The 22,738-nt window shown below is 32.9% G+C and carries 30 protein-coding genes, 2 tRNA genes and 1 riboswitch; of the genes, 20 read left to right on the top strand and 12 right to left on the bottom strand.

Translation table 11 applies throughout. The annotated features are described in order from the left end of the window. Nucleotides 1–12: 12 nt before the first annotated feature. From FORMA_RS05075 to FORMA_RS05065, 3 genes are all read right to left on the bottom strand, one after another. Complete coding sequence (locus tag FORMA_RS05075) at nt 13–1,347, bottom strand: MATE family efflux transporter (protein WP_069674634.1); 1,335 nt, start codon at nt 1,345–1,347, stop codon at nt 13–15. A gap of 57 nt (nt 1,348–1,404) precedes the next feature. Next, nucleotides 1,405–2,604, bottom strand: coding sequence for an alpha/beta hydrolase family esterase (locus FORMA_RS05070; RefSeq protein ID WP_157506036.1), 1,200 nt, complete (start codon nt 2,602–2,604; stop codon nt 1,405–1,407). 84 nt (nt 2,605–2,688) lie between these two features. Next, nucleotides 2,689–3,168, bottom strand: a complete 480-nt coding sequence (locus FORMA_RS05065) for a hypothetical protein (RefSeq protein WP_069674632.1) — start codon at nt 3,166–3,168, stop codon at nt 2,689–2,691. A gap of 181 nt (nt 3,169–3,349) precedes the next feature. On the opposite strand from FORMA_RS05065, the gene FORMA_RS05060 reads away from it, so the two are divergent. Beyond that, nucleotides 3,350–3,423: transfer RNA gene (locus FORMA_RS05060), tRNA-Ala, on the top strand. A gap of 65 nt (nt 3,424–3,488) precedes the next feature. Here FORMA_RS05060 and FORMA_RS05055 read toward each other — a convergent pair. The 4 genes from FORMA_RS05055 to FORMA_RS05040 all read right to left on the bottom strand — a co-directional run bounded on the left by FORMA_RS05055 (nt 3,489) and on the right by FORMA_RS05040 (nt 7,318). Beyond that, nucleotides 3,489–3,698, bottom strand: a complete 210-nt coding sequence (locus tag FORMA_RS05055; protein WP_069674631.1) for a hypothetical protein — start codon at nt 3,696–3,698, stop codon at nt 3,489–3,491. Nucleotides 3,699–3,951: 253 nt separating this feature from the next. Continuing rightward, nucleotides 3,952–4,575: a hypothetical protein gene (locus tag FORMA_RS05050; protein ID WP_157506035.1), complete on the bottom strand. Its 624-nt coding sequence runs from the start codon at nt 4,573–4,575 to the stop codon at nt 3,952–3,954. Then, entirely contained in the window at nt 4,568–6,106 is a 1,539-nt protein-coding gene (locus tag FORMA_RS05045) for a zinc-ribbon domain-containing protein (protein ID WP_069674629.1), read from the bottom strand. Before FORMA_RS05045 ends, FORMA_RS05050 begins: the two co-directional genes overlap by 8 nt. 12 nt (nt 6,107–6,118) lie before the next feature. After that, nucleotides 6,119–7,318, bottom strand: a complete 1,200-nt coding sequence (locus tag FORMA_RS05040; protein ID WP_069674628.1) for a PDDEXK-like family protein — start codon at nt 7,316–7,318, stop codon at nt 6,119–6,121. A gap of 328 nt (nt 7,319–7,646) precedes the next feature. Further along, nucleotides 7,647–7,737, top strand: a riboswitch (SAM-I-IV-variant riboswitch). 55 nt (nt 7,738–7,792) lie between these two features. Between FORMA_RS05040 and FORMA_RS05030 the strand changes: the two genes are divergently transcribed. The 3 genes from FORMA_RS05030 (at nt 7,793) to FORMA_RS05020 (ending at nt 9,351) form a co-directional block, all read left to right on the top strand. Further along, the gene (locus FORMA_RS05030) at nt 7,793–8,011 is read left to right on the top strand and encodes a hypothetical protein (RefSeq protein ID WP_069674626.1); all 219 of its coding nucleotides are present in this window, start codon (nt 7,793–7,795) and stop codon (nt 8,009–8,011) included. A gap of 30 nt (nt 8,012–8,041) precedes the next feature. Continuing rightward, nucleotides 8,042–8,419 (top strand): hypothetical protein, encoded by a 378-nt coding sequence (locus FORMA_RS05025; protein WP_069674625.1) that lies wholly within the window; start codon nt 8,042–8,044, stop codon nt 8,417–8,419. A gap of 71 nt (nt 8,420–8,490) precedes the next feature. Next, complete coding sequence (locus tag FORMA_RS05020; RefSeq protein WP_157506034.1) at nt 8,491–9,351, top strand: hypothetical protein; 861 nt, start codon at nt 8,491–8,493, stop codon at nt 9,349–9,351. 108 nt (nt 9,352–9,459) lie between these two features. On the opposite strand, the gene FORMA_RS05015 is transcribed toward FORMA_RS05020, so the two are convergent. Continuing rightward, nucleotides 9,460–9,843 carry a hypothetical protein gene (locus tag FORMA_RS05015; protein ID WP_197500748.1) on the bottom strand — a complete coding sequence of 128 codons (384 nt, stop codon included), beginning with the start codon at nt 9,841–9,843 and terminating at the stop codon, nt 9,460–9,462. Nucleotides 9,844–9,916: 73 nt separating this feature from the next. Then, nucleotides 9,917–11,305: an Arm DNA-binding domain-containing protein gene (locus FORMA_RS05010; protein ID WP_069674622.1), complete on the bottom strand. Its 1,389-nt coding sequence runs from the start codon at nt 11,303–11,305 to the stop codon at nt 9,917–9,919. 85 nt (nt 11,306–11,390) lie between these two features. Between FORMA_RS05010 and FORMA_RS09275 the strand changes: the two genes are divergently transcribed. The 9 genes from FORMA_RS09275 to FORMA_RS04980 all read left to right on the top strand — a co-directional run bounded on the left by FORMA_RS09275 (nt 11,391) and on the right by FORMA_RS04980 (nt 15,545). Then, a tRNA-OTHER gene (locus FORMA_RS09275) sits at nt 11,391–11,487 on the top strand. Nucleotides 11,488–11,749: 262 nt separating this feature from the next. Beyond that, entirely contained in the window at nt 11,750–11,914 is a 165-nt protein-coding gene (locus FORMA_RS09270) for a hypothetical protein (RefSeq protein ID WP_157506033.1), read from the top strand. Nucleotides 11,915–11,987: 73 nt separating this feature from the next. Further along, nucleotides 11,988–12,581, top strand: coding sequence for a phospholipid scramblase-related protein (locus tag FORMA_RS05005; RefSeq protein WP_069674621.1), 594 nt, complete (start codon nt 11,988–11,990; stop codon nt 12,579–12,581). Nucleotides 12,582–12,685: 104 nt separating this feature from the next. Further along, on the top strand, nt 12,686–12,829 hold the full coding sequence (locus tag FORMA_RS09265) for a hypothetical protein (protein ID WP_157506032.1): 144 nt from the start codon (nt 12,686–12,688) through the stop codon (nt 12,827–12,829). A 46-nt stretch (nt 12,830–12,875) separates the two neighbouring features. Then, a complete protein-coding gene (locus FORMA_RS09370; protein ID WP_069674620.1) occupies nt 12,876–13,091 on the top strand; it encodes a hypothetical protein in 216 nt (71 codons plus the stop codon). Between the two features lie 111 nt (nt 13,092–13,202). Next, nucleotides 13,203–13,613, top strand: coding sequence for a hypothetical protein (locus tag FORMA_RS04995; RefSeq protein WP_069674619.1), 411 nt, complete (start codon nt 13,203–13,205; stop codon nt 13,611–13,613). Nucleotides 13,614–13,933: 320 nt separating this feature from the next. Next, nucleotides 13,934–14,404 (top strand): nuclear transport factor 2 family protein, encoded by a 471-nt coding sequence (locus tag FORMA_RS04990; RefSeq protein ID WP_069674618.1) that lies wholly within the window; start codon nt 13,934–13,936, stop codon nt 14,402–14,404. A gap of 76 nt (nt 14,405–14,480) precedes the next feature. Further along, on the top strand, nt 14,481–14,849 hold the full coding sequence (locus FORMA_RS04985; protein ID WP_069674617.1) for a cupin domain-containing protein: 369 nt from the start codon (nt 14,481–14,483) through the stop codon (nt 14,847–14,849). 264 nt (nt 14,850–15,113) lie between these two features. Beyond that, nucleotides 15,114–15,545 carry a hypothetical protein gene (locus FORMA_RS04980; RefSeq protein WP_069674616.1) on the top strand — a complete coding sequence of 144 codons (432 nt, stop codon included), beginning with the start codon at nt 15,114–15,116 and terminating at the stop codon, nt 15,543–15,545. A 177-nt stretch (nt 15,546–15,722) separates the two neighbouring features. Here the strand turns inward: FORMA_RS04980 and FORMA_RS04975 are convergent, their stop codons facing one another. Then, nucleotides 15,723–16,247 carry an ester cyclase gene (locus tag FORMA_RS04975; RefSeq protein ID WP_069674615.1) on the bottom strand — a complete coding sequence of 175 codons (525 nt, stop codon included), beginning with the start codon at nt 16,245–16,247 and terminating at the stop codon, nt 15,723–15,725. Between the two features lie 126 nt (nt 16,248–16,373). On the opposite strand from FORMA_RS04975, the gene FORMA_RS04970 reads away from it, so the two are divergent. Next, nucleotides 16,374–16,751 (top strand): hypothetical protein, encoded by a 378-nt coding sequence (locus FORMA_RS04970; RefSeq protein ID WP_069674614.1) that lies wholly within the window; start codon nt 16,374–16,376, stop codon nt 16,749–16,751. 73 nt (nt 16,752–16,824) lie between these two features. After that, complete coding sequence (locus tag FORMA_RS09205) at nt 16,825–16,989, top strand: PspC domain-containing protein (RefSeq protein ID WP_083236562.1); 165 nt, start codon at nt 16,825–16,827, stop codon at nt 16,987–16,989. A gap of 15 nt (nt 16,990–17,004) precedes the next feature. Here the strand turns inward: FORMA_RS09205 and FORMA_RS04965 are convergent, their stop codons facing one another. Further along, entirely contained in the window at nt 17,005–18,054 is a 1,050-nt protein-coding gene (locus FORMA_RS04965; protein WP_069674613.1) for an alkane 1-monooxygenase, read from the bottom strand. A gap of 123 nt (nt 18,055–18,177) precedes the next feature. On the opposite strand from FORMA_RS04965, the gene FORMA_RS04960 reads away from it, so the two are divergent. The 3 genes from FORMA_RS04960 to mscL all read left to right on the top strand — a co-directional run bounded on the left by FORMA_RS04960 (nt 18,178) and on the right by mscL (nt 20,433). After that, nucleotides 18,178–19,044, top strand: coding sequence for a nuclear transport factor 2 family protein (locus tag FORMA_RS04960; RefSeq protein ID WP_069674612.1), 867 nt, complete (start codon nt 18,178–18,180; stop codon nt 19,042–19,044). Nucleotides 19,045–19,150: 106 nt separating this feature from the next. After that, on the top strand, nt 19,151–19,939 hold the full coding sequence (locus tag FORMA_RS04955) for a hypothetical protein (protein WP_069674611.1): 789 nt from the start codon (nt 19,151–19,153) through the stop codon (nt 19,937–19,939). A gap of 71 nt (nt 19,940–20,010) precedes the next feature. Next, nucleotides 20,011–20,433, top strand: a complete 423-nt coding sequence (gene mscL / locus FORMA_RS04950; RefSeq protein WP_069674610.1) for a large-conductance mechanosensitive channel protein MscL — start codon at nt 20,011–20,013, stop codon at nt 20,431–20,433. On the opposite strand, the gene FORMA_RS04945 is transcribed toward mscL, so the two are convergent. Beyond that, the gene (locus FORMA_RS04945) at nt 20,423–21,019 is read right to left on the bottom strand and encodes a riboflavin synthase (RefSeq protein ID WP_069675452.1); all 597 of its coding nucleotides are present in this window, start codon (nt 21,017–21,019) and stop codon (nt 20,423–20,425) included. The two genes, mscL and FORMA_RS04945, sit on opposite strands and share 11 nt — an antisense overlap. A gap of 56 nt (nt 21,020–21,075) precedes the next feature. Here FORMA_RS04945 and pdxA point away from each other — a divergent pair, with 56 nt between their 5' ends. Both pdxA and FORMA_RS04935 read left to right on the top strand, forming a co-directional pair. Continuing rightward, entirely contained in the window at nt 21,076–22,125 is a 1,050-nt protein-coding gene (gene pdxA / locus FORMA_RS04940; protein WP_069675453.1) for a 4-hydroxythreonine-4-phosphate dehydrogenase PdxA, read from the top strand. Nucleotides 22,126–22,191: 66 nt separating this feature from the next. Further along, nucleotides 22,192–22,731: a YceD family protein gene (locus tag FORMA_RS04935; RefSeq protein WP_069674609.1), complete on the top strand. Its 540-nt coding sequence runs from the start codon at nt 22,192–22,194 to the stop codon at nt 22,729–22,731. Nucleotides 22,732–22,738 lie beyond the last annotated feature (7 nt).

Below are 22,738 nucleotides of genomic sequence, written 5' to 3'. Positions count from 1 at the left end.
TTTTAAACAAAGTTAATGGTTTTGAATTTGGGGTAAAAATTGTTTTCTAAATTTTACAACTAATGGGGCGCCACGTGCAATCATCCATAGGGTAAACGCAAGAAGTATTCCATGAAGTTTCATGTTATTGTAGTGTCCAACAAAAAGTGCAGGAATAAACACTAAAATTGTAGACAACACTAGTACATTCCTTAATGTTTTCATTTGCCCAAGCCCTTTAAAAATACCATCGAAGACAAAAGCTAAGGCACAAAATGGCTGCATGAGAAGAACGATCCAAAAAACTTTATAAAATTCAGAAAGCACAGCTTTTTCGTTGGTAAATATTGTTCCCAAAGCGCTGTAAAAAAGAGCTCCTAGCCCCGCCATTAAGAAACCAACAATTAACGCTCTTTTTAGTAGGCGATTGCTCAGTTCGACTAGTAGTTTGATTTGGTTTGCACCATAAAGTTTGCCTGACATTATATTTCCCGCACTGGCATAACCATCTACAGCAAAGGCTGCAAAAAACCATAAGTTTATTGCTATTGTGTAGGCAGCAATGTAATTGGTGCCGTAGGCAGTTGCGAAGCTTGCTGCAAAATATAAGGCCAAATTTAAGGCTAAAGTCCTAATGATGAGATTACCAATCATTTGTAAGAATTTTGGCAACTCTTTATTGAGCGGCAGCGCCAATTTTAAATTGATGGGTGTTTTTTTCAATAACAAAACAGTAGATAAAAGTGCCATCAGAAATTGGGAACAAGCGCTTGCGATGGCTGCACCTTTTAGATTTAGTGCTGGGACAACCCCATCTAATCCGTATACTAAAACATAATCAAGAAGAACATTCACTGCTGCCCCTATAAGGGCAATTACCATTGGGTAATATGTGTTTTGTAAGCCTCTAAAAATACCAAATATTGCAAAGGTATATAATGTAAATGGGAATCCTATAATCCGAATATTGAAGTATTCTACACTGTAGCTAAGCAAAAGATCTTTGGCATTATAAAACTTAAAAATTGCTTCAGAAAACGGCATAGTCAGCGCACAAACGCCAATGCTTAAAGTTATAATTATAGCCATAGCTTGTGCAGGGAGCTGCTTGACTTCATTCAACTTATTTGCCCCTAAATATTGAGAAATAATTGCGGATATGGCCGAACGGGATTGTCCTAAAACCCATATTAGCATGGAGAGAAAAGACGAAACAATACCAACTGCAGCTAGTGATTCTGTAGCATTGATTGAGATGTGGCCTACAATGGCTGCATCAGTTAATGATAAAATGGGCTCTGAAATTCCAGCGATGATCGCGGGAACAGCGAGTCTGTTTATTTGATTATTGCTAATGGCTGTATTCAAGGACTTGAAATTGAATTCAAAAATACAAAATCAATTTGAACGGGGTTAGTTCTTTAGTCAATTGATTAACCCATTGAGGTCGTAGTTAGAGAAAAATTCCCATACCAATTCACTGGCGCTAATCTCAGCGTTATCAAACCAGTCATGACCCCCCCCATAGACTTTGTAGTGTTTTACAACGCTAGCGTTAGTCCCGCCGTCATATGTAATTTCATCAACTCTAATATTGTTGTCAGGGTCAATATCTTCTAAGCTAATAATTTGCGGGGTTAAATTACATTCGTTATTAGTTGCCCAATAAGTCAACACTTCATCTATAGGCGTATTCCAAGCTTGAACACCAGCGTAGGGTACAATTGGGTCGATTGTACCATGAATCTGTAAAACAGGCAACTCGCGCAAAGGAGTACATTGTTCATATGTTTCTGTGGTCATCGAACCAGTAACCGAGGCTACAGCGGCAAAAGTATCACTCATTTGGCAGGCCAATAAAAAACTCATAAACCCTCCGTTGGACATTCCAGTGGCATATACTCTATCGTTATTAATACTGTATTGATCGGAAATAGTATTGATCAGGTACTCCGTAAATGCAATGTCATCTGTTGTACTTCCCAGAGTCCATCCACCTACATTCCAGTGAGGGACGCCTATAAAGTTGCTCCCTTGTGGATATACCACTATAAAATTGTTTTGATTTGCAATTTCATTAAAGCCAGTGTAGTTCATCGTAAGGTTGTTGTTACCCCCAAAACCATGGTATACAAACAACAGGGGGGAAGGGTGTTCTGGGGTGTAGTTTTCAGGGATATAAACAATATAATCTCTGTCCAATCCTTGGAAACTAGTCTCATAGGTACTAATGCCATAATTAATAGCATTTGAGGTCACAAAAAGCACTTCATTACCGTAGTACTCACCTAATGAATTAGCGATAAATGTCCGCACATAGTATGTTGTATTGGGTTCTAAATTATCTAAATTGACACCAACATCGGTCCCGTAAACAGCAATTAAATTGTCTTCAATTGAAGGTAGAGATGAGGTGCTATATACAAACCCCTGTTGGGCCCCAGGGGGGATGTTGCAGTTTTCAGCATTAAAGGATATCCTTCCCGTTAGTATAGCTGAGCTGGATGATATATAAGTAACTTCAAAAGTTTCTAGATCCGGAGAAAACACACATGAAACAACAGCATCATTATTAGCGCAAGAAAAAAACAAAAAAACAGAAAAAAGGTATAAAAGTGTTCTCATGAGTTGTGAATTAACCAAAGATATAGAATTTTAATACAAATAACTATTGTGTATGAGCGTTGAAATTTTATGCGCTTTTTTAGCTTATAAGCTCGGGGGTATACTTTTCTTTTTTTTAAGCTCAAAATTCCGTCTGTATCCAAAATTTATTACGGCCACTGATGTGCGTATTTTAGGGTTCAGCGGGTTGTATTCAATTGAAGCAATCCAATAACCGTTTTCTTTTTCAGCAATACTCATTTGTCCATAGATATTAAATGGGAATGGCCTAATTCCGATGACAGCTTTAGTGTTTTCGAATTTTTTACCTATTCCTACTTTTCCTGTCACAAGTGTAGGAAAAGCAAATCCACCTTCGTACTCAAATATTAGATTATTTTCATATGTGTGTGTTTTACCCCAAAGAAATGAAGCGCCAGGGAAGGGAGCCACACTTTCTATGAAAGCTACACCAAAATTCCATTCCGTAAACGACTCTTTGGTTACTGCTTTAGAAAATTGCTGTGCGGAACAAATTTTCGAGAGAAAAATTGAAAAGCATAATACGGATATGATTTTTTTCATGAGTTTAAATAGCTTAAGTTCAAATATAGTCATTAAAACCACAGGCCAAGAAAATAATGGGATTGAAAAATAAACAGAAAAGAATGAGAATGACTGTAATTTGTCTTTATGTTTTTACTAAATTTGGCCTGTTCTATAGAATTAAATTTGCAAAAATTTTTGTTCATAGAACCAAAAGAAAGGGGATGTAGCTCAGTTGGCTAGAGCGCTTGACTGGCAGTCAAGAGGTCGTCGGTTCGAATCCGATCTTCTCCACTTCTTAAAAGAGACTTTTCAAAGTGAACTGTCTCTTTTTTTGGTCCCTGTTTTGGTCCCTAAATTTACTTGTTGATAAATTTACCCTGCACTTGAAGATAACTTCCATATCCCATTTCTTTGCCCTCTAAATACTCATTAATGGCTTCTCTAATCACTTTTGAAGTTGATTTAGACTCAAATAATCCTATTCTTTTGCATTGGTGTTCCATCCAATCCGGAAGTCTTATGGAAGTTCTATTACGCTTTTGGTGCTTTTCAAAGTAGGCTCTCATAATATGACATTTATATTTGGTGCATTATTTCACTTAATAATGAAAATAGATTTTCTTTTCTATTGACACTTTAAACTTAATCTTAACTTGTTGATTTACAGCAATTTTTTAATCTTCAAAATTGAATTGAAATTGTTTATGTCTAAATGGTGCTATTGTATTGATAATTCTCCTATCTAACAATAGAAACATATTGCATACGATTAATGAACCATTGGATTGGGGTTAAAGAAAAATCACGTTTATTTTTAAACTAAAAATCTTTATTTGGGTCTATTTTAATTTCCCTAACTAAATAATTATTCTGGTTGTAATACATAAATTTAAAGTAGATATCATAATTTTTAAATCGTCTTATATCCTCATCTTTAAGTATTTCTTTCAAGTAATTAATTGTTTCCTCTTTTGTTGTTGAGGTTGGTAATGAATCACTTTCAGTGGATGAATAATATGGAAGGGTAAAAATATATTTAACTCCATCGTTATTATCATTTATGCTTGTAAAAGTTGATCCATCGGATCTTACACTTGTTTTTGAATTACTTGCTACAAGCGCATTTATTATTTTTTCTTTGTTTTCGTCATAATATAAAAAGGTTAACGAATCTAATACTGAAGGAATTGATTTAACAACAAAACCAATAATTATTAATAAATAAAAAAGTTTAAGTAATAACGAACGCGTTAAAATTATTTTTAGGTCCTTTAACTGATACGCACGAAAAGCGGCATAAATCCATATTCCGGCTACAGAAATTATCCATATCAAAAACAAGTACAAAAGAATATTATAGTATTCATTATAAATCAAATAACAGAGAGTTATAAGAATTATTATTATGAAATTATTTAGAAAGAAGTTCTTTATTTTATCCACTTTTTTCTGCTTTTTCAGTTAGTATTTTATCAATGTATTTATCTAATCCTTTTTCGTTTTGTAAACCATCTTTGGATTGATACGCTTTAATTTTAGACACTAATTTATAGTCTAACTCAAATATAGATAAAATCATTGATAGTATGTCGTTAGTCACTTGTTTGCCGTCGTAGGGTTTCTTACTTATAACATCTGTATCGTATATCTTTTTAAGTGGTTCTTCTCTTACTCGTATTAACTTAAACCCTTCTTCAAATAGCATTTCAGATTTGATTTTGTCTATGTCTCGCTTATCTTTATGCCAATAAGAACCGTCAAATTCTATACATAAATTAAGTTTTGGAATAAATATATCGATTGCCCTTAATCGTCCTTCTAAACGAGTTTTTAACCCTTTTGGGTCAATATTTTTAAACAGTTTCATTAACTCAAAAGTTATTGTAAGTTCCTGTTTTGATTGGGGAGTGAGGGTACAGAAAGGACAATTTCTTCCATATAACCTTTTAGCAGAACTTGTTTTCCATTCGTGGTCATCTCCTTTATTACATTTCCACCATACCTTTTTTGCGCTTCCAACGCTAATATCTAATGGGGTTAAGTTTCCGTTTTTTGTTGGATGCCATTGTTTGGCGATTTTTGGGTGGGTTGTTGCTAAACAGTTGGAATTAACAATCTTTAGATTTACACAAACAGGGCAAGAAGTCTTCTTTCTCATTAGAGGACTTGCTCTCCACTCGTGATCGTCTCCTTTATCACATTTCCACCATACTTTATTTGTACTTTTTTCAGTAACTCCGAAAGGAGTAAGTTTAATATTTTTAGTAGGATGCCATTCTCTTGCTAATTCAGGATTTGTTGTGGCGAGACAATTTGATAATACTATTTTATCATTTCCACACACAGGACAACCACTGTTCCTTTTAGTTCTATTCACAATGGATGCTTCCCACTCGTGGTCATCTCCTTTATCACATTTCCACCATACATTCTTGTTTGATCCATAAGTAACAGCGTGAGGGGTTAAATTTCCATTCTTTATTGGATGCCATTGTCTTACTAATTCAGGATTTGTTGTGGCGAGACAATTTGATAATACAACTTTTTGACCTGAACAAATTGGGCAGTTTTTGCCATTTGCTCTATTGCTAATTTTAGATTCCCATTCGTGGTCATCTCCTATATCACATTTCCACCATACCTTTTTATTACTTTTTGGACTAACATTATAAGGTGATAAACCCCCATTCTTTGTTGGATGCCATTGTCTTGCTAATTCAGGATTTATTGTTGCTAAACAATTCGATTTAACAACTTTTTGTCCAATACAAACAGGACATCCTTTCCCATCTAATCGGTTGTAAATATTCGATTGCCATTCGTGGTCATCTGCTACGTCACATTTCCACCAATATTTTATATATTTTTTTAGGTTTTCATCGTCAAAAGAAAAACCACTATTCTTTGTGGGATGCCATTGTTTGGCAACTTCAGGGTGAGTTTCAGCAAGTGATTTTTTATTTTTTGACGGCATCTTTTGGCAAGGTTATTTATTTTCCTTCATTTTCAAAAGCACCTGAGAGTTTTCTAAAAATTTATTTGTAATCTTATTTACTGCAGGGGATATTTTTTCTATAAACAAGTTTACTTTTGTTTTGATTTCGTCATCAGTTAGTTCGGGAATTTGGTCAAAATCAAACTTAATATTCTGCTGATAATTCACTAACCATTGTTTACCCTTAGGTTCTTTAAAACCTTCAATCTCTCTTAGCATTGAGTCTAGTTTTTTAACATCATAATTGTCATCAGAAGGAGCAATTACAGGCTTAAATACTAGTTTTTTGTTTGGAGGGTAAACTATAAATTCCATTAAAAATGATTCTCGATTTTTCCATCCATTTTTCTTAATCTTATTAAAATATATTAAGTCTTTTATTTCTGGAGTGTAGAATCTTAAATACTTTCCGCTACAAGATCCTAAGATCCATCCCTTTTTTTCAATTTCTTGACTTAAAATTGGAATTAATCTATCAACAGGCTGAGGTTTGTGTTCGATTACAAAATCAAAAAGTTCTCTATGGTTTTCATAAATATTTTGTGCGGTCTTGATTAGTTTGTCACTCCCCATAATTTCTCTCTTAATTGTTATAATGTAATCTGATATATAATTTTTTACTCTTTCGTTTAATGAATGGTCATAAATATCCAAAATTCTTTCTAAAGACTCAACTACAAAGTTATACCCAATAGGGTGATAGTAGTCTGTTTGTGTTTCGGAATCTAATCCATCAGGGTTAAGATAAACAAATGTTTTTTTATGCTCTGGAAACTGGTTTTCAACAATTTTTTTATAGCGTTCTAATTGATTTGAATGTTCCTTTGATCCAACTTTATTTTCTATACATATGATTATACCATCCACATTTATAAGAATGTCAATATTACTCCACTCTCTTAAGACTTTTGTGGATGAAAGATCTAATCCCTCGACAGCAACTTGATCAATATCTTCAAAACGGTTAGAAGAGAAGACTTCTCTTAAAAACCTTTTTAAAAATAATCCCCCTAATTTGTGTGACTCATTCGGGTCAAGCAACCAGGCTAAAAAGTTTGAATGCCTAATTTCCGCTCTTGTTATACTTAAGATTTGAAATATATTAGGCTTCTTTAACCCTAAATCCAACTCGTCAAATTCTATATCGTTGAGTAGATTATTGTATTGTTTTTTTACCAAATTTAAATTCATAATTAACACAAACTGTTATTTAAATTATTCACAATTACCTCTGTAGGATTATTTTTTTTTAAAATGATTGTATCCAATTAGTAGAAGCCCTAAACTGAAAGATATAATACCACCGATTAAATAATCGTACTCTTTTTCTATGAAGAGTGCATGCTTACCTCCTCTACTATTGGAATTTTCATATCGACTATATTCATTTTGAGTTATCTCTATTTTATGAATTGATCGTGTTCGATAATATCTTTCCTTATAAATTATCCTAGACGATACAAGAAAAGAAAGTATCATAATAAATACAATTGTTTGTTTTTTCATTTTGTCTATATTTGTTAAGCATCAAGAACGCTAATGCGTACCAACCGACAAAATCGATGCACGGTGGTTTAGAATGCGGGAACTCTCCAAAATAATCGAGTATACCATATCCTCTCCTTGTTGCAATATATTAAATAATTAATTATTAAAACAGACACAATGGACCAGAAGACTTTTTTAAAAGAAATGGCAAAACACGCACAAAGAAACACTACAGACACAAGAAGAGAAGATTCGAAAAATCTAAAGAAAATTCAGATTAAAACATTCAAACCTAAAGACGACTGTGGCAGGCTAATGGATTCAATAGATATTAATTCTTTAGAGTTATTCGCTGAAATGATGAGAGATAGATATGGAAATAGAGATGAAGATTAATTTATAGTCAAAAACCCTTAACTTAGTTTTATGAGAAAATTTATTGATAGTTGGTTTGGCAGCAAAAGTGACTCTGAGCAGCATAAGAAAAAACGTTTTATTTTTCTTATTATTTGGTTAACAGTTGTGTTAATTTCCATTGCATTATATTTTTTCAGAGACTCTTTATTATGTACTCTGGGTGGAATAGATCACGAAGATGCTTTCATATACTTGTGGATTGGACTAATATGTTCATTTTTTCAAATTGGTACCGCTAAAAATTATAAATTAATTAGATCAAAAAGAGGAGATTTAAGTTTCATTTTTAATTTTTTAAACTTAGTAATCCCAATTGGTTTTACACTAGGCGGCATATATATAATAATTGCAGACAGTAAAATGTGTGAATATCTTAAGTTACTTTAATGAGAAATTTATTTCTATTATTATTTACAACTGCACTAGGGTTTGGACAGGAAGATAATTTAGATTGGATATTGGCTCAAATGATGAATAATTCAATTGAATCGTATAATATTTTAAAATTATACAATGATTTACCAAATGAATTATCCTACACAACACATGATGGTACAGAAATTAGCACAAAAAAGAGTTCAGGTACCTACTCATATTTAGACCTATCGTCAAAAGAAAGTATACTTAAATCTATGTCTGTTAATATTCACGAGATATGTCATGGCCTTACAAGTTTATACTTTTTTAAAGAAATGAAATCTAATTATCTGCCTCACGATTTTAAAGATATAAGATCTTATTTTTATATATCAGATAAAAATAACTATATAAGTATTTTTAAAGGTATAGTGTTCCCCTCATCAGAATTAGCGAAGATTATCCCTGAAGCATTAATTACTTCAAGATATGAAACTTACATTAAAGGAGATTCATCCACTCAAGTTGATGGAATTATTGGTTTATTAGACGAGTTTAATGCATACTATCATTCATCTAAGTTCTCTTTTGATATGCTACCGATATATAAGGAAATATACCCTAATGATTATCTAATGGAATGGGTAATGGATCTGCAAAGTAAAATGACTGCATATCATGAGTTTGATTTTTGGATCAAGGAGTACATATTGCATTCCAAAATATATTACCCAGAACTGTACTATGAAATTATGAAAAAAGAATCCGCATTTCGAATTTATAAGGATATCCGAAAAAAATATAAAAATTTAATTTCAAAATATTCCAGTGTTGTGGAAAATGAAAAAGTAAAAATGAAGTATTATTACAATACTGAGTTTTGGGAGGATGATTATTTTAGATTAATTAATAGGCTGTCAAATAAAAAATATGATTTTATAAACAACTTAATTAAATCGTAAGCATTCAAACTGTTTAATTGTGGTAATGATCCAACATACAATAAATCGCCCGAAACTGTAAAAAGGGAAATCAAAAAGTAAAATAGGGTAGGTAGAGATTTTTAATTTTTAAAAATCTCCCTTAAAGCCATAATCAATGTTTTTACCCATAAACTTTGTAACATACTTTGTAACACCTTCGTTATCGTTGATGATTTGATAGTCTCCCACAGAGCAACTAAATGTTTTCTTTAATTCGGAATACGTTATAGTTTTTTTTGATGATATGAGCACATGAGTGTGATTGCTTTTCCAGTCCCCTTTATCTCTTTCAGTAGCAAAGAAAACACGCGTAACGGAAGTTTGTTTATTAAATAGGTTTTTCATCCAAGTTCGAACTGTCATGTAGTTGTATTTATAATTTGAACGTAGTGTAATAAAGTAATTCCATTTGTAGGTATTTAACCAAGATGCGTATTGTTTGTTTATTTCCATAACATGATTATTAGACATAACATAGATTAAGCGATTCTCACGCTTTCGATAGACTTTCTATCTGTAGCGCAATAATAAAAATGTTTGACATTTATGCTGATAAAATTTGATTGTCATTTTTATGTCGGACTTTTTTAATGACTCTTTGACCTGTAGAATTAACTTTAGGGTTATTTATTTTTTTAATAATATCTTCTAACTTTAGTAATTTTTTAAGTTTGGTTTGTCCGTTTTCAATCAATTTATGAATTATCATTTCAAACATCTCATGAACTCTGTATTTAATTAAAATCTCAAAATGATATGTTGAATACTTGACTAACATTTCTTGCGCTTGAGTGTCCTTATAGTGTTTCGAAATAGTATTGTCTTGCTGAAACATAAGTTCCCTTATGTCGTAGTCAGGAATGTTATTTATTGATGCGATTGTATTGAAGGCTTTTCTTGCAGACTTAAAATTATGACTTGTTAGTTTTTTAAACCTTTTTGATTGTAAACTCCAAAAATTTGGATGCAGATTACCCCCAAAAACAGGGAAAAGATAATTGCTAGTTGGATTAATTAAATGATTTAATGACAGTATAATCTCGCGAACTGGATATAGCCCAAGATAAATCAGCCCCATTTTATTAGTTTTTGATCTAAAGTGTCTATAAACCATGTTTTTTTCTCCAAATGAAAAATTTGTACAATTATTATACGTCGAGTCAACAAATTCTTCCATTGAAAGTTTATCAATATCTCTTCTGTACATTCCCCTCATTGAGAACATCATTAAGTAAATTAAAATCGAAGTTGCATCATTTTTAAATCCTTCTTTATCAGAACTGAGATTATTAATGATATCAATTAATTCATCAGGTTTTAACCATTTTTTGGTATAATTATTTTCAGAATTATATCTAACATAAGGAAAGACAGAAAATGTAATCTCGTCTTTTGATGCATGAGTGTGAATTGATTTTGCGGCCTTATAATAGGAATTGAAGGTTGCTGGACTTCTGTCTTTCTCTTTAAGTTTCTCTTTCAATTTTATCCAATTATTTTTGTCACATATATCTTCGAATTTGAGGCTATCAATATCCATGTTTTTACCAATAGACTGTATTTTTGATTTGTAGTCTTTAAATGTAGTTTCTTTAATTTGACTCTTAAGATATTGATCTAAATATGAGTCAATAGTATTTACATAGGAGCCATTGGTTAGTTTATAACGCACCTCTTTATATGACAGTGATGAGACGATATTTTGCATGTTGAGGTCATGAATAATATCCTTTAATTTTTTTATTTGTTTGCTCTTTTGTTCGAAACAAGGATGATTGGGTTTTACCGTCTTGTTTTTTTTATCCCAATACTTTTTTAAAACCTTGATTTGAGTGTAAACTTTCTTGTCAAAATATTTATTTTTAAAGCGTACATGTAATAATACAGATCCATCTTTATTAGTTTCGTTTCTAATTCCAATCAATAATGCCATATGGTCCCTAATTTGGTCCCCAAAACATGAGTTAATGTTTTGCGGTATTCGGGACTAAATTATATATTTACATCTTAAAAAAATAGGGGAAGTTTTTAACAAAAGCGGCAAGTTATTGTAGTTTTTTGGGGATTTAATGACTGGCAGTCAAGAGGTCGTCGGTTCGAATCCGATCTTCTCCACAAGTGTCACCGCTACACTACATAAGTATAATCAAAGCCCACCAACAGGTGGGTTTCTTCTTAAATAGCGCCCTTCACGTCTTTCATTTAAACATCTCAAAAAACAGTTTAAACTTACTAAAAACTGACAGACATTTGACAGACATTGGCTTTTAGTTGTTTTCTCAACACGCTTTGTTCCAAAGCTACTGCGCTAACAAGTACTATACTTGGACTTAAACGATGTGAATTTATTTTGTACATTGTAGAATAATTCAAAACTATGAACAAAAAGACTTACAACATCTTAACTTTTACAATTGGAGGAATTGTAGTTTTAGGCGGACGATATATTGGCTTAAGTCTTCTTGAGCGCATTGTTGCATTTATTGTTATTGGTGGTCTTTTCGAGCTTATTTACAGAAAAACTAAAAAGACAAACAAATGAAAAAACTACTCGTACGCTCCGTTTTATTAATCTTCGCTTAAAGCAGTGATAGCAAGTTTAATTCACAAACTAAATGATAAATAGTTTACAAAAAAATACATTTCTTTTTAAAGAGCACGTAAATCTGTTTAAAGCGTCTAATAATTATGATGTTTATGACCCACAAACGAATGAAATCATTTTACATTGTAGAGAGAAAAATTTAAACCCTTTTTACAAAATAATTAGACTGCTTTTATCAGACTTTAAATCTATGACCCCATTTGAAATTGAGGTTAGTGGGATCGATGGAAAAAAAGTTATGAAGGTAAAAAAAGGAATTTCATTAGTCTTATCTAAAACTGAAGTATTTGATGAAAATGATAAGCTTATTGGCGTTCTTAAACAGAGATTATTCCCATTAGGAAATAATTTTGAGATGTTTGACGATAAAGGGAATTTTGCCTCCAAATTAGACGGCAGCCTAATTGCTTGGAATTTTAAATTCTTAAAGGACAAAAACACAATTGCTACTGTCACAAAAAAATGGGCTGGGATTGGGAAAGAGCTGCTTACAAGCGCTGATAATTATGTCCTTGATATAAGTGATAGTGTTGAAAAAGCAAACCCCTTAAGGCGTCTAATTTTTGCCGCTGTCATATGTATTGATATGGTCTTAAAGGAGTAGTAGTCTAATCGGAATTTCAACTCATAATTCTACTATTTTTAAACCACGTAAATATGTTAGGGATACATTCATTATATTTGAAGTATAATTCAATTTAGCAGTTAATGAATATTTATTTAGGAGGCAGGCTTCCAGACCTTAATGATGCTGGCAGTGAAAAAAATAAAAAGAAAACTAAAATTTTTCTTATTGTTGCAGGCTTTATTATCATTTCTATGATTGTAGCCTCATTAATTTTGGGAGACTAAACTATAGGCATAACTTCTCGTAGTTTAGCAATTATAATATTTCCTTATGAATAAACTTGAAAAATTTATACACTCAAAAAAATATCTCCCTTCAATATTATATTTTGGCTCTCTTGCGATAGTTCTTTTTGATATTTATTGTAATGAGTTTACTGATTTTGAATTTGTTCCACCAATTTTGGAAACTCCATTATTTTATTGGTTTCTTTTCATTACCTATTTGGCAGTAAAAAATTTAAAGAAAAATAAATCAAAGGTTTAGTAACAACTAAACCAAAGGCTATCTTCTACTTTCAGTTCTGCTATTTCTAAACCTCTTAAACAAGTTTAACTTAAAGTTCATATATTTGAAGTATAAACCAATTTAATTAAAATGAAAAAACTACTCTTAATCTCCGCTTTTTTAATCTTCGCTTGTAGTGATGATACACAATCAGCTTATACGATGGAGGGTAAATGGGTGTTCCCCTCAGATACCCCTGGAATAGGGGAGCAAGGCATTTCAAACACAATGTACCTATTTGAAAACGGAATAAGGTATACTTATTACTGTACTTCTGAGCTTTCTGACGACTGTGAATCTCTGTATGAATCTTTTGAAGCAAACGATGAAAATCATTTACCGACCACCAATCCTTACACATTTGAAGACAATGTCCTTACTATTGATTTACATTTTGGAAGTGAATTACTTACTCCAATTATATTTGAATGTAATGGTGGAGAAGCATATTTTGAAACACCTGGATATAGTTTGGTTAGGTTAAGCTCTGGTTGTGATTAAAACACAGGCTTATCCTCTCTTCTTTTAATCTAGCTAGTTCTAGTCCTATTAAATAAGTTAAACGTAAATTTCTTATATTTAAAAAATATTTTTTAGAATGAAGAAAATCGAAATTACATTATTGGCTGTATTAGCCGTGTCACTTTTTAGTTGTGTTGGCTGGATATGCAACCTATTGGGCTGTTAAATTTATATTGTGCGAGCAATTTGGAACAAATTTCTTTATAAATGCTATGCATTAAATTTCTATGGATTGTATTTTGATTTGAAAATTAGCCAAAAAAAATACATCAGAATTCGATTCCTCTAAATTATTACAAATGAAAAAACTAATCTTACTTTCCACTTTATTCATCTTCGCTTGTCAAAAACCAATAAAAATTTCTGAAAAAGAAGTCATGGAAACATTTGAGACCTTTTTTGAGGTTTTAGATAACGACTTAGACAGTTTTGATTCTTTAGTTACAGACGACTTTTTTATATTTGAAAATAGCAGACGCTATTCAAAAGATGAATTTATTGCCTTTGTAAAAAGTTTCGACATTATAAGCAGTAAGCGAAAATTTGAAAATATTACAATTGATACTGACTATAATTCTGCTCATATTTCTCTCAAACAATTTGGTGAGTTTATTGTCAATACTCCAGAGGGTAAAACTAAACTTGAATTTGAGTGGCTTGAAAGCACTTACGCCCTTAAGGTAGATGGTAAACTGAAGTTTAAATTCTATTTTTCAGAAGCGATCAAGACCAATGCAACTAATTTAGATGCAGACCAAGCTAAACCCTAGGCATATCCTTCTTTTTTTGGATCAGCTGTTTCTGTACTTTTTCATAGGTTAAACTTCAATTTATTATATCCTGTTCATGAATTATAAATCAATAAATTTTAAGAACAAATTTTCACTTTTCCAGGACAAATGGAAACCAAAAGTCATTGCAGAATTGAATGATTATCAATTTAAAATTGCCAAACTGGAAGGAGACTTTATTTGGCACGCTCATTCTGATACTGATGAAGCCTTTATAGTCATTAGTGGGGAATTAAGAATTGACTTTAGAGATGGAGCAGTCACTATTAGCGAGGGGGAACTTTTTGTTGTACCCAAAGGGATGGAGCATAAGCCTTATGCAAAGAACGAGGTTCATTTAATGATGATTGAGCCGGTTGGTGTAAAGAATACTGGCGATCAAATCGAAAGTGAAAACACAGCAGAAAACGACATTTGGATCTAGGTCCTTAAAAAAAAAGCAGGGCTGGAGATGACAAATATGAATCAAATCCTAAGCTATAGTCATTATCCCTTGTTGCACTCATTGAATTTGCTCGCAGGTGTATAGTAAATTAAAATTAGGCACAACTAATTATGGGCTGTTGATTTGAGTTAGTAGAGCGCTGTTTTTCAACTCATTAGTAACTTGGGGGCTAAAGTAACTTGTATTTTAAAATGAATATTTAGTATATTTGAATTACTAATATTAACCAATTTTACATAAAAAATGAAAAAACTATTTTTAATTACAGCGGTCTTATTTTCAACTCTTTCTTTAGCTCAGGATTTAGAATGGGATTCCTCAAAATCGTTTGATGTCGTATTTGATATTGATAGTGCCTCAACTGTCGATGGAGAAGATTGGCAAATGGCAATTTCTGGTCAAGCAGGGCCTTACGGTATGGCCTATGGATCAATTACATTCTCAAATTTTTCAACCGATGAAACTCAGGGGGAGTATTTTGGGTATTTTTTCACTCAAGTTCAAGACAAGCTTTTTAGAGGCACCACCAATGGAGTTTGGAAAAAAGAAGACGGAAAATTCAAGTCAATTGCCATGGACAATGACAAGGTTGGTGGCCTGATTAATTTAGTTACTGGATCCTGGGACCTGGTAAACCGAAAAGTCAATTTCTCCGTATCGCCCGTCAAGGAATAGTTAAGGATTAGAATTTATTAGACATTAAAGCCTCCTTTTTAGGAGGCTTTTTTTATGAGCCGCAACTACAGCTAAAATTTTGAGCAATTTTTTATGAATAAAAAAATCATCCTGTACACTCCATCATTTTAATGATTGCTGTTATTAAGTTGAAAAATCCAGCTCCATTATTTTTTCTTACAACAATCCAAGTTGTTTGTAAAAGGCAAGAAAGTCCATGTAGTCTTGTTCCGCAGCAATCTTACCATCCTTCATTTGTACTAATGTTACACCAGAAACATCTACTTTTTTACCTGTAGCAGGCACACCAAAAAAGTCGCCATCGTGTGTTCCTTTAAAATTCCAATGCTTTACAATTTTATCGCCCTGCCCAAAGACATCAATAAAAGTAAATTCTGCATCCGAGAACCCTACTATATAATTGGCGTAATATTTTTTAAAATTTTCTAAGCCAACAACGTCACCATTTGAAGTGGCAACAGCAGTGACATTTACATCAAAAGCGTCTTCGTTAATTAAATCAATTTGTCGATCATTAATTATTTTGTCCCAAACCGCAGTATACAGCTTAATATCTGCATTCAGTTGTATTTCATCTGCCTCTAATTGCGCATGTTTTTCAGAAACAGTATTACAGCTTGACAAGTTCAGAATTACAAATAAAAACAGCATTCCTTGAGCTAAATTTTTAATATTTTTCATGTTTGTTTTATTTAATGGTAATAATTGAATTAAAAAATCTAATGTTTAGTTTCTGCAATTTCAATAATTAAATTTTATTTTGCAACTAATTTTTTTAATTTAGTAGAGTTAATCAAAATCAAAACAATGAAACAACTAGTTTATCTTTTTGCCTTTTTAATTTCTGCTTTTTCATTTGGCCAGTCCAAAGAACGTATTAGTCTTCATCTTTTCGATTTGCCAGCTGGTGTTACTATTGAAGAATTCAAAAAAGACTTGGGCGTTGCTAATGCCATTTATAAAAAAAACGGTTTTGGTAAAGCGCGTTACAAAGTTTATGAGGTCAAGTCAGATGATCTTGCTGAACAGCACCGCTATATGTGGCTTAGTACTTGGCAAAGTGATACAGAATATGAAAATTCCCACTCCGATGAAATCACTGATTTTTGGGATAATTATTTTACACCAAAATATAAGCAAATGTTAGACGAACACGTCTACAGAAAATTCTTTGCTGTAGAATAAAAAATGAGTTCATTTCTTAAAGCTAATCAAGCATAAGATTATTTAGTATCTTTGAAATATCAAATCTTCTGTCATGAATAAATTATATCGATACCCCAACAAAGGCTACTTAGGAGGGGTATGTTATGGCTTTGCTGTTTATACCAAAACAGATCCTATTATATGGCGCATATTAGCCATTTTTGCAGGTTTGGGTATGGTCTATCTTGTCTTTTGGCTATTTCTAGAAAAAGGATAAGCAACTATTCTATTATCAAAGTAAATTCGTTTTCATTTGTTTTGGAACAAGTGGGTTCATGACTTTGAACCACAGAAAAGGTATGTAACTAAGTAATATTGAAGCCGGATAACCCAATGGAAGGGTTGGGCTTTCTTCATAGCTATTTAAAAGCTGATATTTTTTTGAAGATTTGTAGTGGTGATCACTGTGTCGGGTGAGTTCATACAAAACAATACGCCCTATATTGAAATTTGAATTCCAAGAATGTTGTGGCCTTACTCGTTCGTAACGTCCTGAAGGCGTTTTAAAACGTTTTAATCCATAATGCTCTATGTAATTGATGCTTTCTAGAAAAAGAAAAGAAATTACACCAATAACAACGGCAAACAACATAACCTGTACCCCAAAAAAGCTAAAAACACCCATTAGGTAGGCAGCTTGAATCAAATGGTACCAAAAGACATCATTTTTCAAAGAAAAGAATCCAGTATTTTGGCGTTTTAAAAGCTCGAGTTGAAGTTTCCAAGCACTTAAGTATTGCTTTGAAACTGAAGTCCACCAGAAAGAATATACCGTTTGGTTGTATCTGGCAGTAGCACCATCTTCAGGTGTAGCTACGTTGAGGTGATGCCCAAAATTATGCTCGATATAAAAATGCATGTACAAGCAGGGCATGTACAAACATTTACTCATAAACCGCTCAATGTAAGGCCCTCTATGTCCAAGTTCATGTGCTACGTTTATGGCATTTGTAGCCAATAAAATACCAGCCGAAAGGCTTAAGCCAATGAGTTCGTATGTAGCTAAAACCTCTGTTTGGATTTTTGTAAATACCATAAGCAAAAGTCCAAAAACAAGGGGAATATTTAGGTAAAGCATAGCATCAAAGACCCATTTCTTTTTTTTGCTCATTAGCTCTTCATTTGATAGATTCCCCTTGTTTTGTCCAGTAATGATGTCCAAAAAGGGAAGCACAACAAAGGCATAAAAAACAGCGGTATAAGATAAAACACCTCCAAATTCGAATGAGATATAAGCCGAAATTGGCACGGTATAAGCAAATAAATATTTCAAATCTTTCATGTTCTAAAGTTAATAAATTTTAAATACAACAAAATTTTCAAAAGTCAGGAGTTTAATTTTTATTTTAATTTTTTTTTGCAAGTAATTTTTTTTATTTTAGTCTCCAAACCAATAAAACTTTTAATGAAAAAATTATTTATATACTCTGTTGCCCTATTGATGTGCGCATGCCAACAACCCTATGCTGAGGTTACGACTAATGATAAAAAATCAGAAACCATCAAAACTCTTTTCGAAAAAGTTGGCGAGGAAAACATCGATTACCTTAAAGAAATCTTTTCAGATAGCATGGAATTTGTAGATCCTGCTGGAAATAAATTAAATAAATCAGGATTTATTTCTGCTGTTGAAAATTTATACGATATGTTCGATGATATTTCAGTACTGGAAATGAATGGTGATGCTCTTGGATCTGAAGTTGAAACCGTAACCTATTCCAATGGTATTGTATGGACCAACATCTGGAATACATTTTCAGCAAAAGGCAAGTATACTGGTCAAAATGTATCCTTTCCGTTTCATTTGTCTTATCAATGGGCTGGTGATAAAATCATCAAAGAGGTGCAGTTTTTTGACACCTCTGTTTTTCAGAAAGAAATGAATGCGAAGGCAGCCGCAAATAATACTTCACCAAAGGTGGTAATTACCATTGATATGGCTGTAAATTCAGGGTATTCAAAAGAGGATGTAAAAGCATTTACAAAGAATCTAAATCAATTCATAAGAGACAACGAGCCAAACACATACGACTACAGTTATTTTATATCTGAAGACGGGAAAAGAGTAACTTTGATTGAAAAATTCAGATCCTCAGAGGATTTCATTTTCCATGCTGATAAATTTGAAAATGGGCCAAACATTGAAACTTTTATGAAGATGTTTGCCTTCAAATCTCTAGTGGTTGCAGGCAATGTTTCTCAACAACTAAAAGAGCGCGTAAAGAATTATCCTGCAGAATTTAGAGGTAATATTGGTGGCTGGATTTACTAATAAATTTATATCATAATACCATGAGCACCATGTTTTACGGAAATTAATTTTACTTAGATTTATTTAAGTCAATGCTTAAAAACTAAAAACTTTAAACAATTTTACTATGAAAAACTTAATTATTATACTTTGTCTCTTCGTTGGGGGTTCACTTTTTGCTCAAGTTGTAAACATCACTTATGTAACAGTTCCAAGAGAGGAAGCAGATCAATTTTTGGATCTTCATGAGAAATTTTCAAATCTTTCAATTTCTGAAGAAAGAACCCTTCAAGGCGGTGGGTTATTTGCACATGCTTTTGCTGGGGATTACAGTTTTGCGATTTACGATTTTTATGCCTCTGCAGAAGATTTAGTAAAAGACGCAGATTTTGCAAATAAGGCTCTTCAAGCGAATATAAAAGCAATGAATTTAGATGAAGAAGGTCAAAATCAAATGACGTCTGACTATAGAACTTACACGCGCATGTATGCCGACAACCACTCCGATCAAGTTCGGATGAGCGAAGGGTTAGAAGATTTAACATACGAAGCTCAATCATTGGATTGGTCTACAAAAAAAGTCGTTGTAGTGAGTAAATACGAAGTAAAGTGGGGTAAAAATAGAGATTTCTTTGAAGGTATTGTAAATGGAAGTTTAAAAAACTTGAAAGAAAGTGGGCATGCTGTTGCAGCTTATGCTAGTAGACATCTTTATGGCTCTGGAGCTGATTGGCACACCTATCAATTCTTTGATACTTGGGCAGATTTTGCTGCTTTTGAAGAAGCAAATATTGGAGTACAAATGGACGATTCAGGAAAAAAATTCTGGTCTGCTATTGAAGGTCATGATGATGAAATATTGGTGCTTATTGGAGGCCATGATCCTGAAACAAAGAAATTTGGCCTTGCCAAATAATAACTCTTTAATTTTAAAAAAAGCCTCAACATTGTTGAGGCTTTTTTTATTTTTGACAAAAACGAAAACCAATGAAACTATTAAAAGATTTTAAAGATTTTGCTGTAAAAGGAAATATGATAGATATGGCTGTTGGAATCATTATTGGTGCTTCCTTCAATGCGATTGTTAATGTTTTGGTCAAAAACATTATTCTCCCTCCTTTATCATTGCTCTCTGACGGCATTAGTTTTGGAGAAAAGAAGATTGTATTGAGAGAGGCTAGTAGCACTGCTGCACAAGTGTCGATTGATTACGGCTTATTGATTGAAACGGTTCTGGATTTCCTCATTGTTGGCTTTACTATTTTTATTGTTGTAAAATTTATAAATAAGCTTAAAAATCAGGCCAACGATTTAGAGGACCAATCAGTACCTACACCAGTTGATATTGAATTGCTCTCAAAAATTAAAGATTTACTAGAAGCGCAGAACGAGGCTCTGATTAAGAAATAGAGGTTTTTGCATAAAGCCTTGAAACATATTTTCCAATTACATCAAATTCCAAATTGACAATTGAGCCTTTTTTGAAGGTGTGAAAATTGGTATGCGCGTAGGTGTATGGAATTATAGCAACACTGAACCCATTGTCTTTAGAGTCAACTACAGTCAAGCTCACGCCATTTACAGTCACAGAACCTTTTTCAATAGTAACATTGCCCAAGCTTGAGTCATATTCAAAACGGAATATCCAACTCCCATTTTGTTCTTCAACCCCAACGCACTGCCCAACCTGATCCACATGCCCTTGTACCATATGTCCATCCAATCGAGCCCCAAGCTTAAGACCACGCTCCAAGTTTACTATAGCGCCTAATTTTAGGCTGTTGAGGGTGGTTTTATCTAGTGTTTCTTTTATTGCAGTAACGGTGTAGGTCGTCGGACTTAGATCAATGACTGTGAGACAAACCCCATTATGTGAAACACTTTGATCTATTTTAAGCTCTGAAGCTAACTTACTCTTTATCGTTAAATGTAAGTTTGTATCCTCTTGATTGAGTGCTTCAATTACCCCTAAATCTTCAATAATGCCAGTAAACATGTTTTTAATCATTAAATTTGCAATGTCAAAATTACGAACATTAGACATCATTTTTGATGAGAAAAGAGAAAAAAATAAAAATTGGGTTTACTATAGGCGATTTAAATGGCGTTGGAGGCGAGCTCATAATCAAAACATTTGAAGATAAAAGGGTACTTGATTTTTTCACTCCTGTAGTTTATGCTTCAATGAAATCAATGTCTTTTTTAAAGCAGCATTTTCAAAGTTCTATATTATTCAATGAGATTCCAAATACCAATAAAGCTATAGATGGCAAACTCAATATTTTGAATGTTTGGGAAGAACAAGTGGCTATTGTATTTGGCAAAGAAACTGCTGAGGCAGGGCAGTATGCTCTTCGCTCTCTAAAAGCAGCTGTAGAAGACCTTAAAACAGATCAAATTCAAGTCTTGGTGACTGCGCCGATTAACAAACACAACATTCAATCTGATGCATTTCAGTTTCCAGGCCACACCGATTTTTTAAACCAAGAATTGGAAGGCAACAGCTTGATGTTTATGGTCTCCGATTCGTTGAGAGTAGGGTTACTTACAGATCATGTGCCTGTAGGCGAAGTCCCAGAGCATATTAATGAAGCACTTGTTTCCAGCAAAATAGACCTCATTTATAAGTCTTTAAAGTCCGATTTTGCCATAGGAACTCCTAAAATTGCTGTATTGGGAATCAATCCACATACTGGAGATAATGGCGTTATTGGTTCTGAAGATGACACAGTTTTACGCCCAGCTCTGAGAAAAATCAAAGAATCAGGAAAGCTTATTTATGGCCCTTATGCAGCTGATAGTTTTTTTGGGTCCAACAATTATCAAAATTTTGATGCAATTGTGGCAACCTACCACGATCAAGGACTAATCCCCTTCAAGACCTTAACATTTGGAAATGGCGTAAACTATACAGCTGGCCTCAACAAAGTTAGAACCTCACCTGACCACGGCACAGCCTACGATATAGCTGGACAAGGGATTGCCAATATTGACTCATTCAAAGAGGCAATTTTTACGGGTCTTGAAATTTTTAAAAATAGAAATATGGCTGCTGTTTTGAATGAAAACCCACTTCAAAAGCAACCCAAAAAGAGAAAATAAAAAAAGCGGAGTTGAGGCAAAACCTAAAAAAAATGTATATATTTGCACGCTCGAATATGCAGAATAATGAAGCCATTAAAAGCATTTGATGTACAATTTGTAGGACTTAAGCTTGGCGCGCATATTTTCGAGTACGATATAGAGCATACGTTCTTTGAACATTTTGAGTACGACGAGTTTAACGATGTCCAATTAAAAACAACGCTTAAGTTTCAAAAAAAGACAACTCTCTTGGAGTTGGATTTTGAAGTTGAAGGTACAGTCAATGTAAATTGCGACCTCACTAACGAAGCCTTTGACCTGCCAATCAAATCTAATTTTAGTTTGATTGTCAAATTTGGTTCAGAATATAACGATGATAACGAAGAGATATTAATTGTTCCTCATGGAGAATTTAAAATCAACGTTGCACACTATATTTACGAACTTATTGTGTTGTCTGTTCCACAAAAACGGCTTCACCCAGGCATCGAAGATGGAACACTTAACTCTGACATACTTGAAGCACTAGAAGACTTAAGCCCAAAAAGCTTAGAAAATAAAAATTCTGACAAAGACACTGATCCGCGTTGGGATTCATTAAAAAAATTATTAACGGATAAATAATATAAAA

It is taken from the genome of Formosa sp. Hel3_A1_48, from assembly GCF_001735715.1.
Lineage (GTDB): Bacteria > Bacteroidota > Bacteroidia > Flavobacteriales > Flavobacteriaceae > UBA3537.
The sequence above is the reverse complement of the archived record's forward strand: the minus strand, read 5'-3'. Positions and strand labels throughout refer to the sequence as shown.

Bases quoted from the DNA above. Each gene is read 5' to 3' on its own strand.
- FORMA_RS05010 (WP_069674622.1), bottom strand. From the start codon at position 11,305: ATGGCATTATTGATTGGAATTAGAAACGAAACTAATAAAGATGGATCT.
- FORMA_RS04995 (WP_069674619.1), top strand. From the start codon at position 13,203: ATGAAAAAACTACTCTTAATCTCCGCTTTTTTAATCTTCGCTTGTAGT.
- FORMA_RS09265 (WP_157506032.1), top strand. From the start codon at position 12,686: ATGAATATTTATTTAGGAGGCAGGCTTCCAGACCTTAATGATGCTGGC.
- FORMA_RS04955 (WP_069674611.1), top strand. From the start codon at position 19,151: ATGAAAAACTTAATTATTATACTTTGTCTCTTCGTTGGGGGTTCACTT.
- FORMA_RS09205 (WP_083236562.1), top strand. From the start codon at position 16,825: ATGAATAAATTATATCGATACCCCAACAAAGGCTACTTAGGAGGGGTA.
- FORMA_RS04990 (WP_069674618.1), top strand. From the start codon at position 13,934: ATGAAAAAACTAATCTTACTTTCCACTTTATTCATCTTCGCTTGTCAA.
- pdxA (WP_069675453.1), top strand. From the start codon at position 21,076: ATGAGAAAAGAGAAAAAAATAAAAATTGGGTTTACTATAGGCGATTTA.
- FORMA_RS05015 (WP_197500748.1), bottom strand. From the start codon at position 9,843: ATGTCTAATAATCATGTTATGGAAATAAACAAACAATACGCATCTTGG.
- FORMA_RS05045 (WP_069674629.1), bottom strand. From the start codon at position 6,106: ATGCCGTCAAAAAATAAAAAATCACTTGCTGAAACTCACCCTGAAGTT.
- FORMA_RS04965 (WP_069674613.1), bottom strand. From the start codon at position 18,054: ATGAAAGATTTGAAATATTTATTTGCTTATACCGTGCCAATTTCGGCT.
- FORMA_RS05065 (WP_069674632.1), bottom strand. From the start codon at position 3,168: ATGAAAAAAATCATATCCGTATTATGCTTTTCAATTTTTCTCTCGAAA.
- FORMA_RS04975 (WP_069674615.1), bottom strand. From the start codon at position 16,247: ATGAAAAATATTAAAAATTTAGCTCAAGGAATGCTGTTTTTATTTGTA.
- FORMA_RS04985 (WP_069674617.1), top strand. From the start codon at position 14,481: ATGAATTATAAATCAATAAATTTTAAGAACAAATTTTCACTTTTCCAG.
- FORMA_RS05055 (WP_069674631.1), bottom strand. From the start codon at position 3,698: ATGAGAGCCTACTTTGAAAAGCACCAAAAGCGTAATAGAACTTCCATA.
- FORMA_RS05005 (WP_069674621.1), top strand. From the start codon at position 11,988: ATGATAAATAGTTTACAAAAAAATACATTTCTTTTTAAAGAGCACGTA.
- FORMA_RS04980 (WP_069674616.1), top strand. From the start codon at position 15,114: ATGAAAAAACTATTTTTAATTACAGCGGTCTTATTTTCAACTCTTTCT.
- FORMA_RS04970 (WP_069674614.1), top strand. From the start codon at position 16,374: ATGAAACAACTAGTTTATCTTTTTGCCTTTTTAATTTCTGCTTTTTCA.
- FORMA_RS09270 (WP_157506033.1), top strand. From the start codon at position 11,750: ATGAACAAAAAGACTTACAACATCTTAACTTTTACAATTGGAGGAATT.
- FORMA_RS04935 (WP_069674609.1), top strand. From the start codon at position 22,192: ATGAAGCCATTAAAAGCATTTGATGTACAATTTGTAGGACTTAAGCTT.
- FORMA_RS05070 (WP_157506036.1), bottom strand. From the start codon at position 2,604: ATGAGAACACTTTTATACCTTTTTTCTGTTTTTTTGTTTTTTTCTTGC.
- FORMA_RS04960 (WP_069674612.1), top strand. From the start codon at position 18,178: ATGAAAAAATTATTTATATACTCTGTTGCCCTATTGATGTGCGCATGC.
- FORMA_RS05025 (WP_069674625.1), top strand. From the start codon at position 8,042: ATGAGAAAATTTATTGATAGTTGGTTTGGCAGCAAAAGTGACTCTGAG.
- mscL (WP_069674610.1), top strand. From the start codon at position 20,011: ATGAAACTATTAAAAGATTTTAAAGATTTTGCTGTAAAAGGAAATATG.
- FORMA_RS05030 (WP_069674626.1), top strand. From the start codon at position 7,793: ATGGACCAGAAGACTTTTTTAAAAGAAATGGCAAAACACGCACAAAGA.
- FORMA_RS04945 (WP_069675452.1), bottom strand. From the start codon at position 21,019: ATGTTTACTGGCATTATTGAAGATTTAGGGGTAATTGAAGCACTCAAT.
- FORMA_RS09370 (WP_069674620.1), top strand. From the start codon at position 12,876: ATGAATAAACTTGAAAAATTTATACACTCAAAAAAATATCTCCCTTCA.
- FORMA_RS05040 (WP_069674628.1), bottom strand. From the start codon at position 7,318: ATGAATTTAAATTTGGTAAAAAAACAATACAATAATCTACTCAACGAT.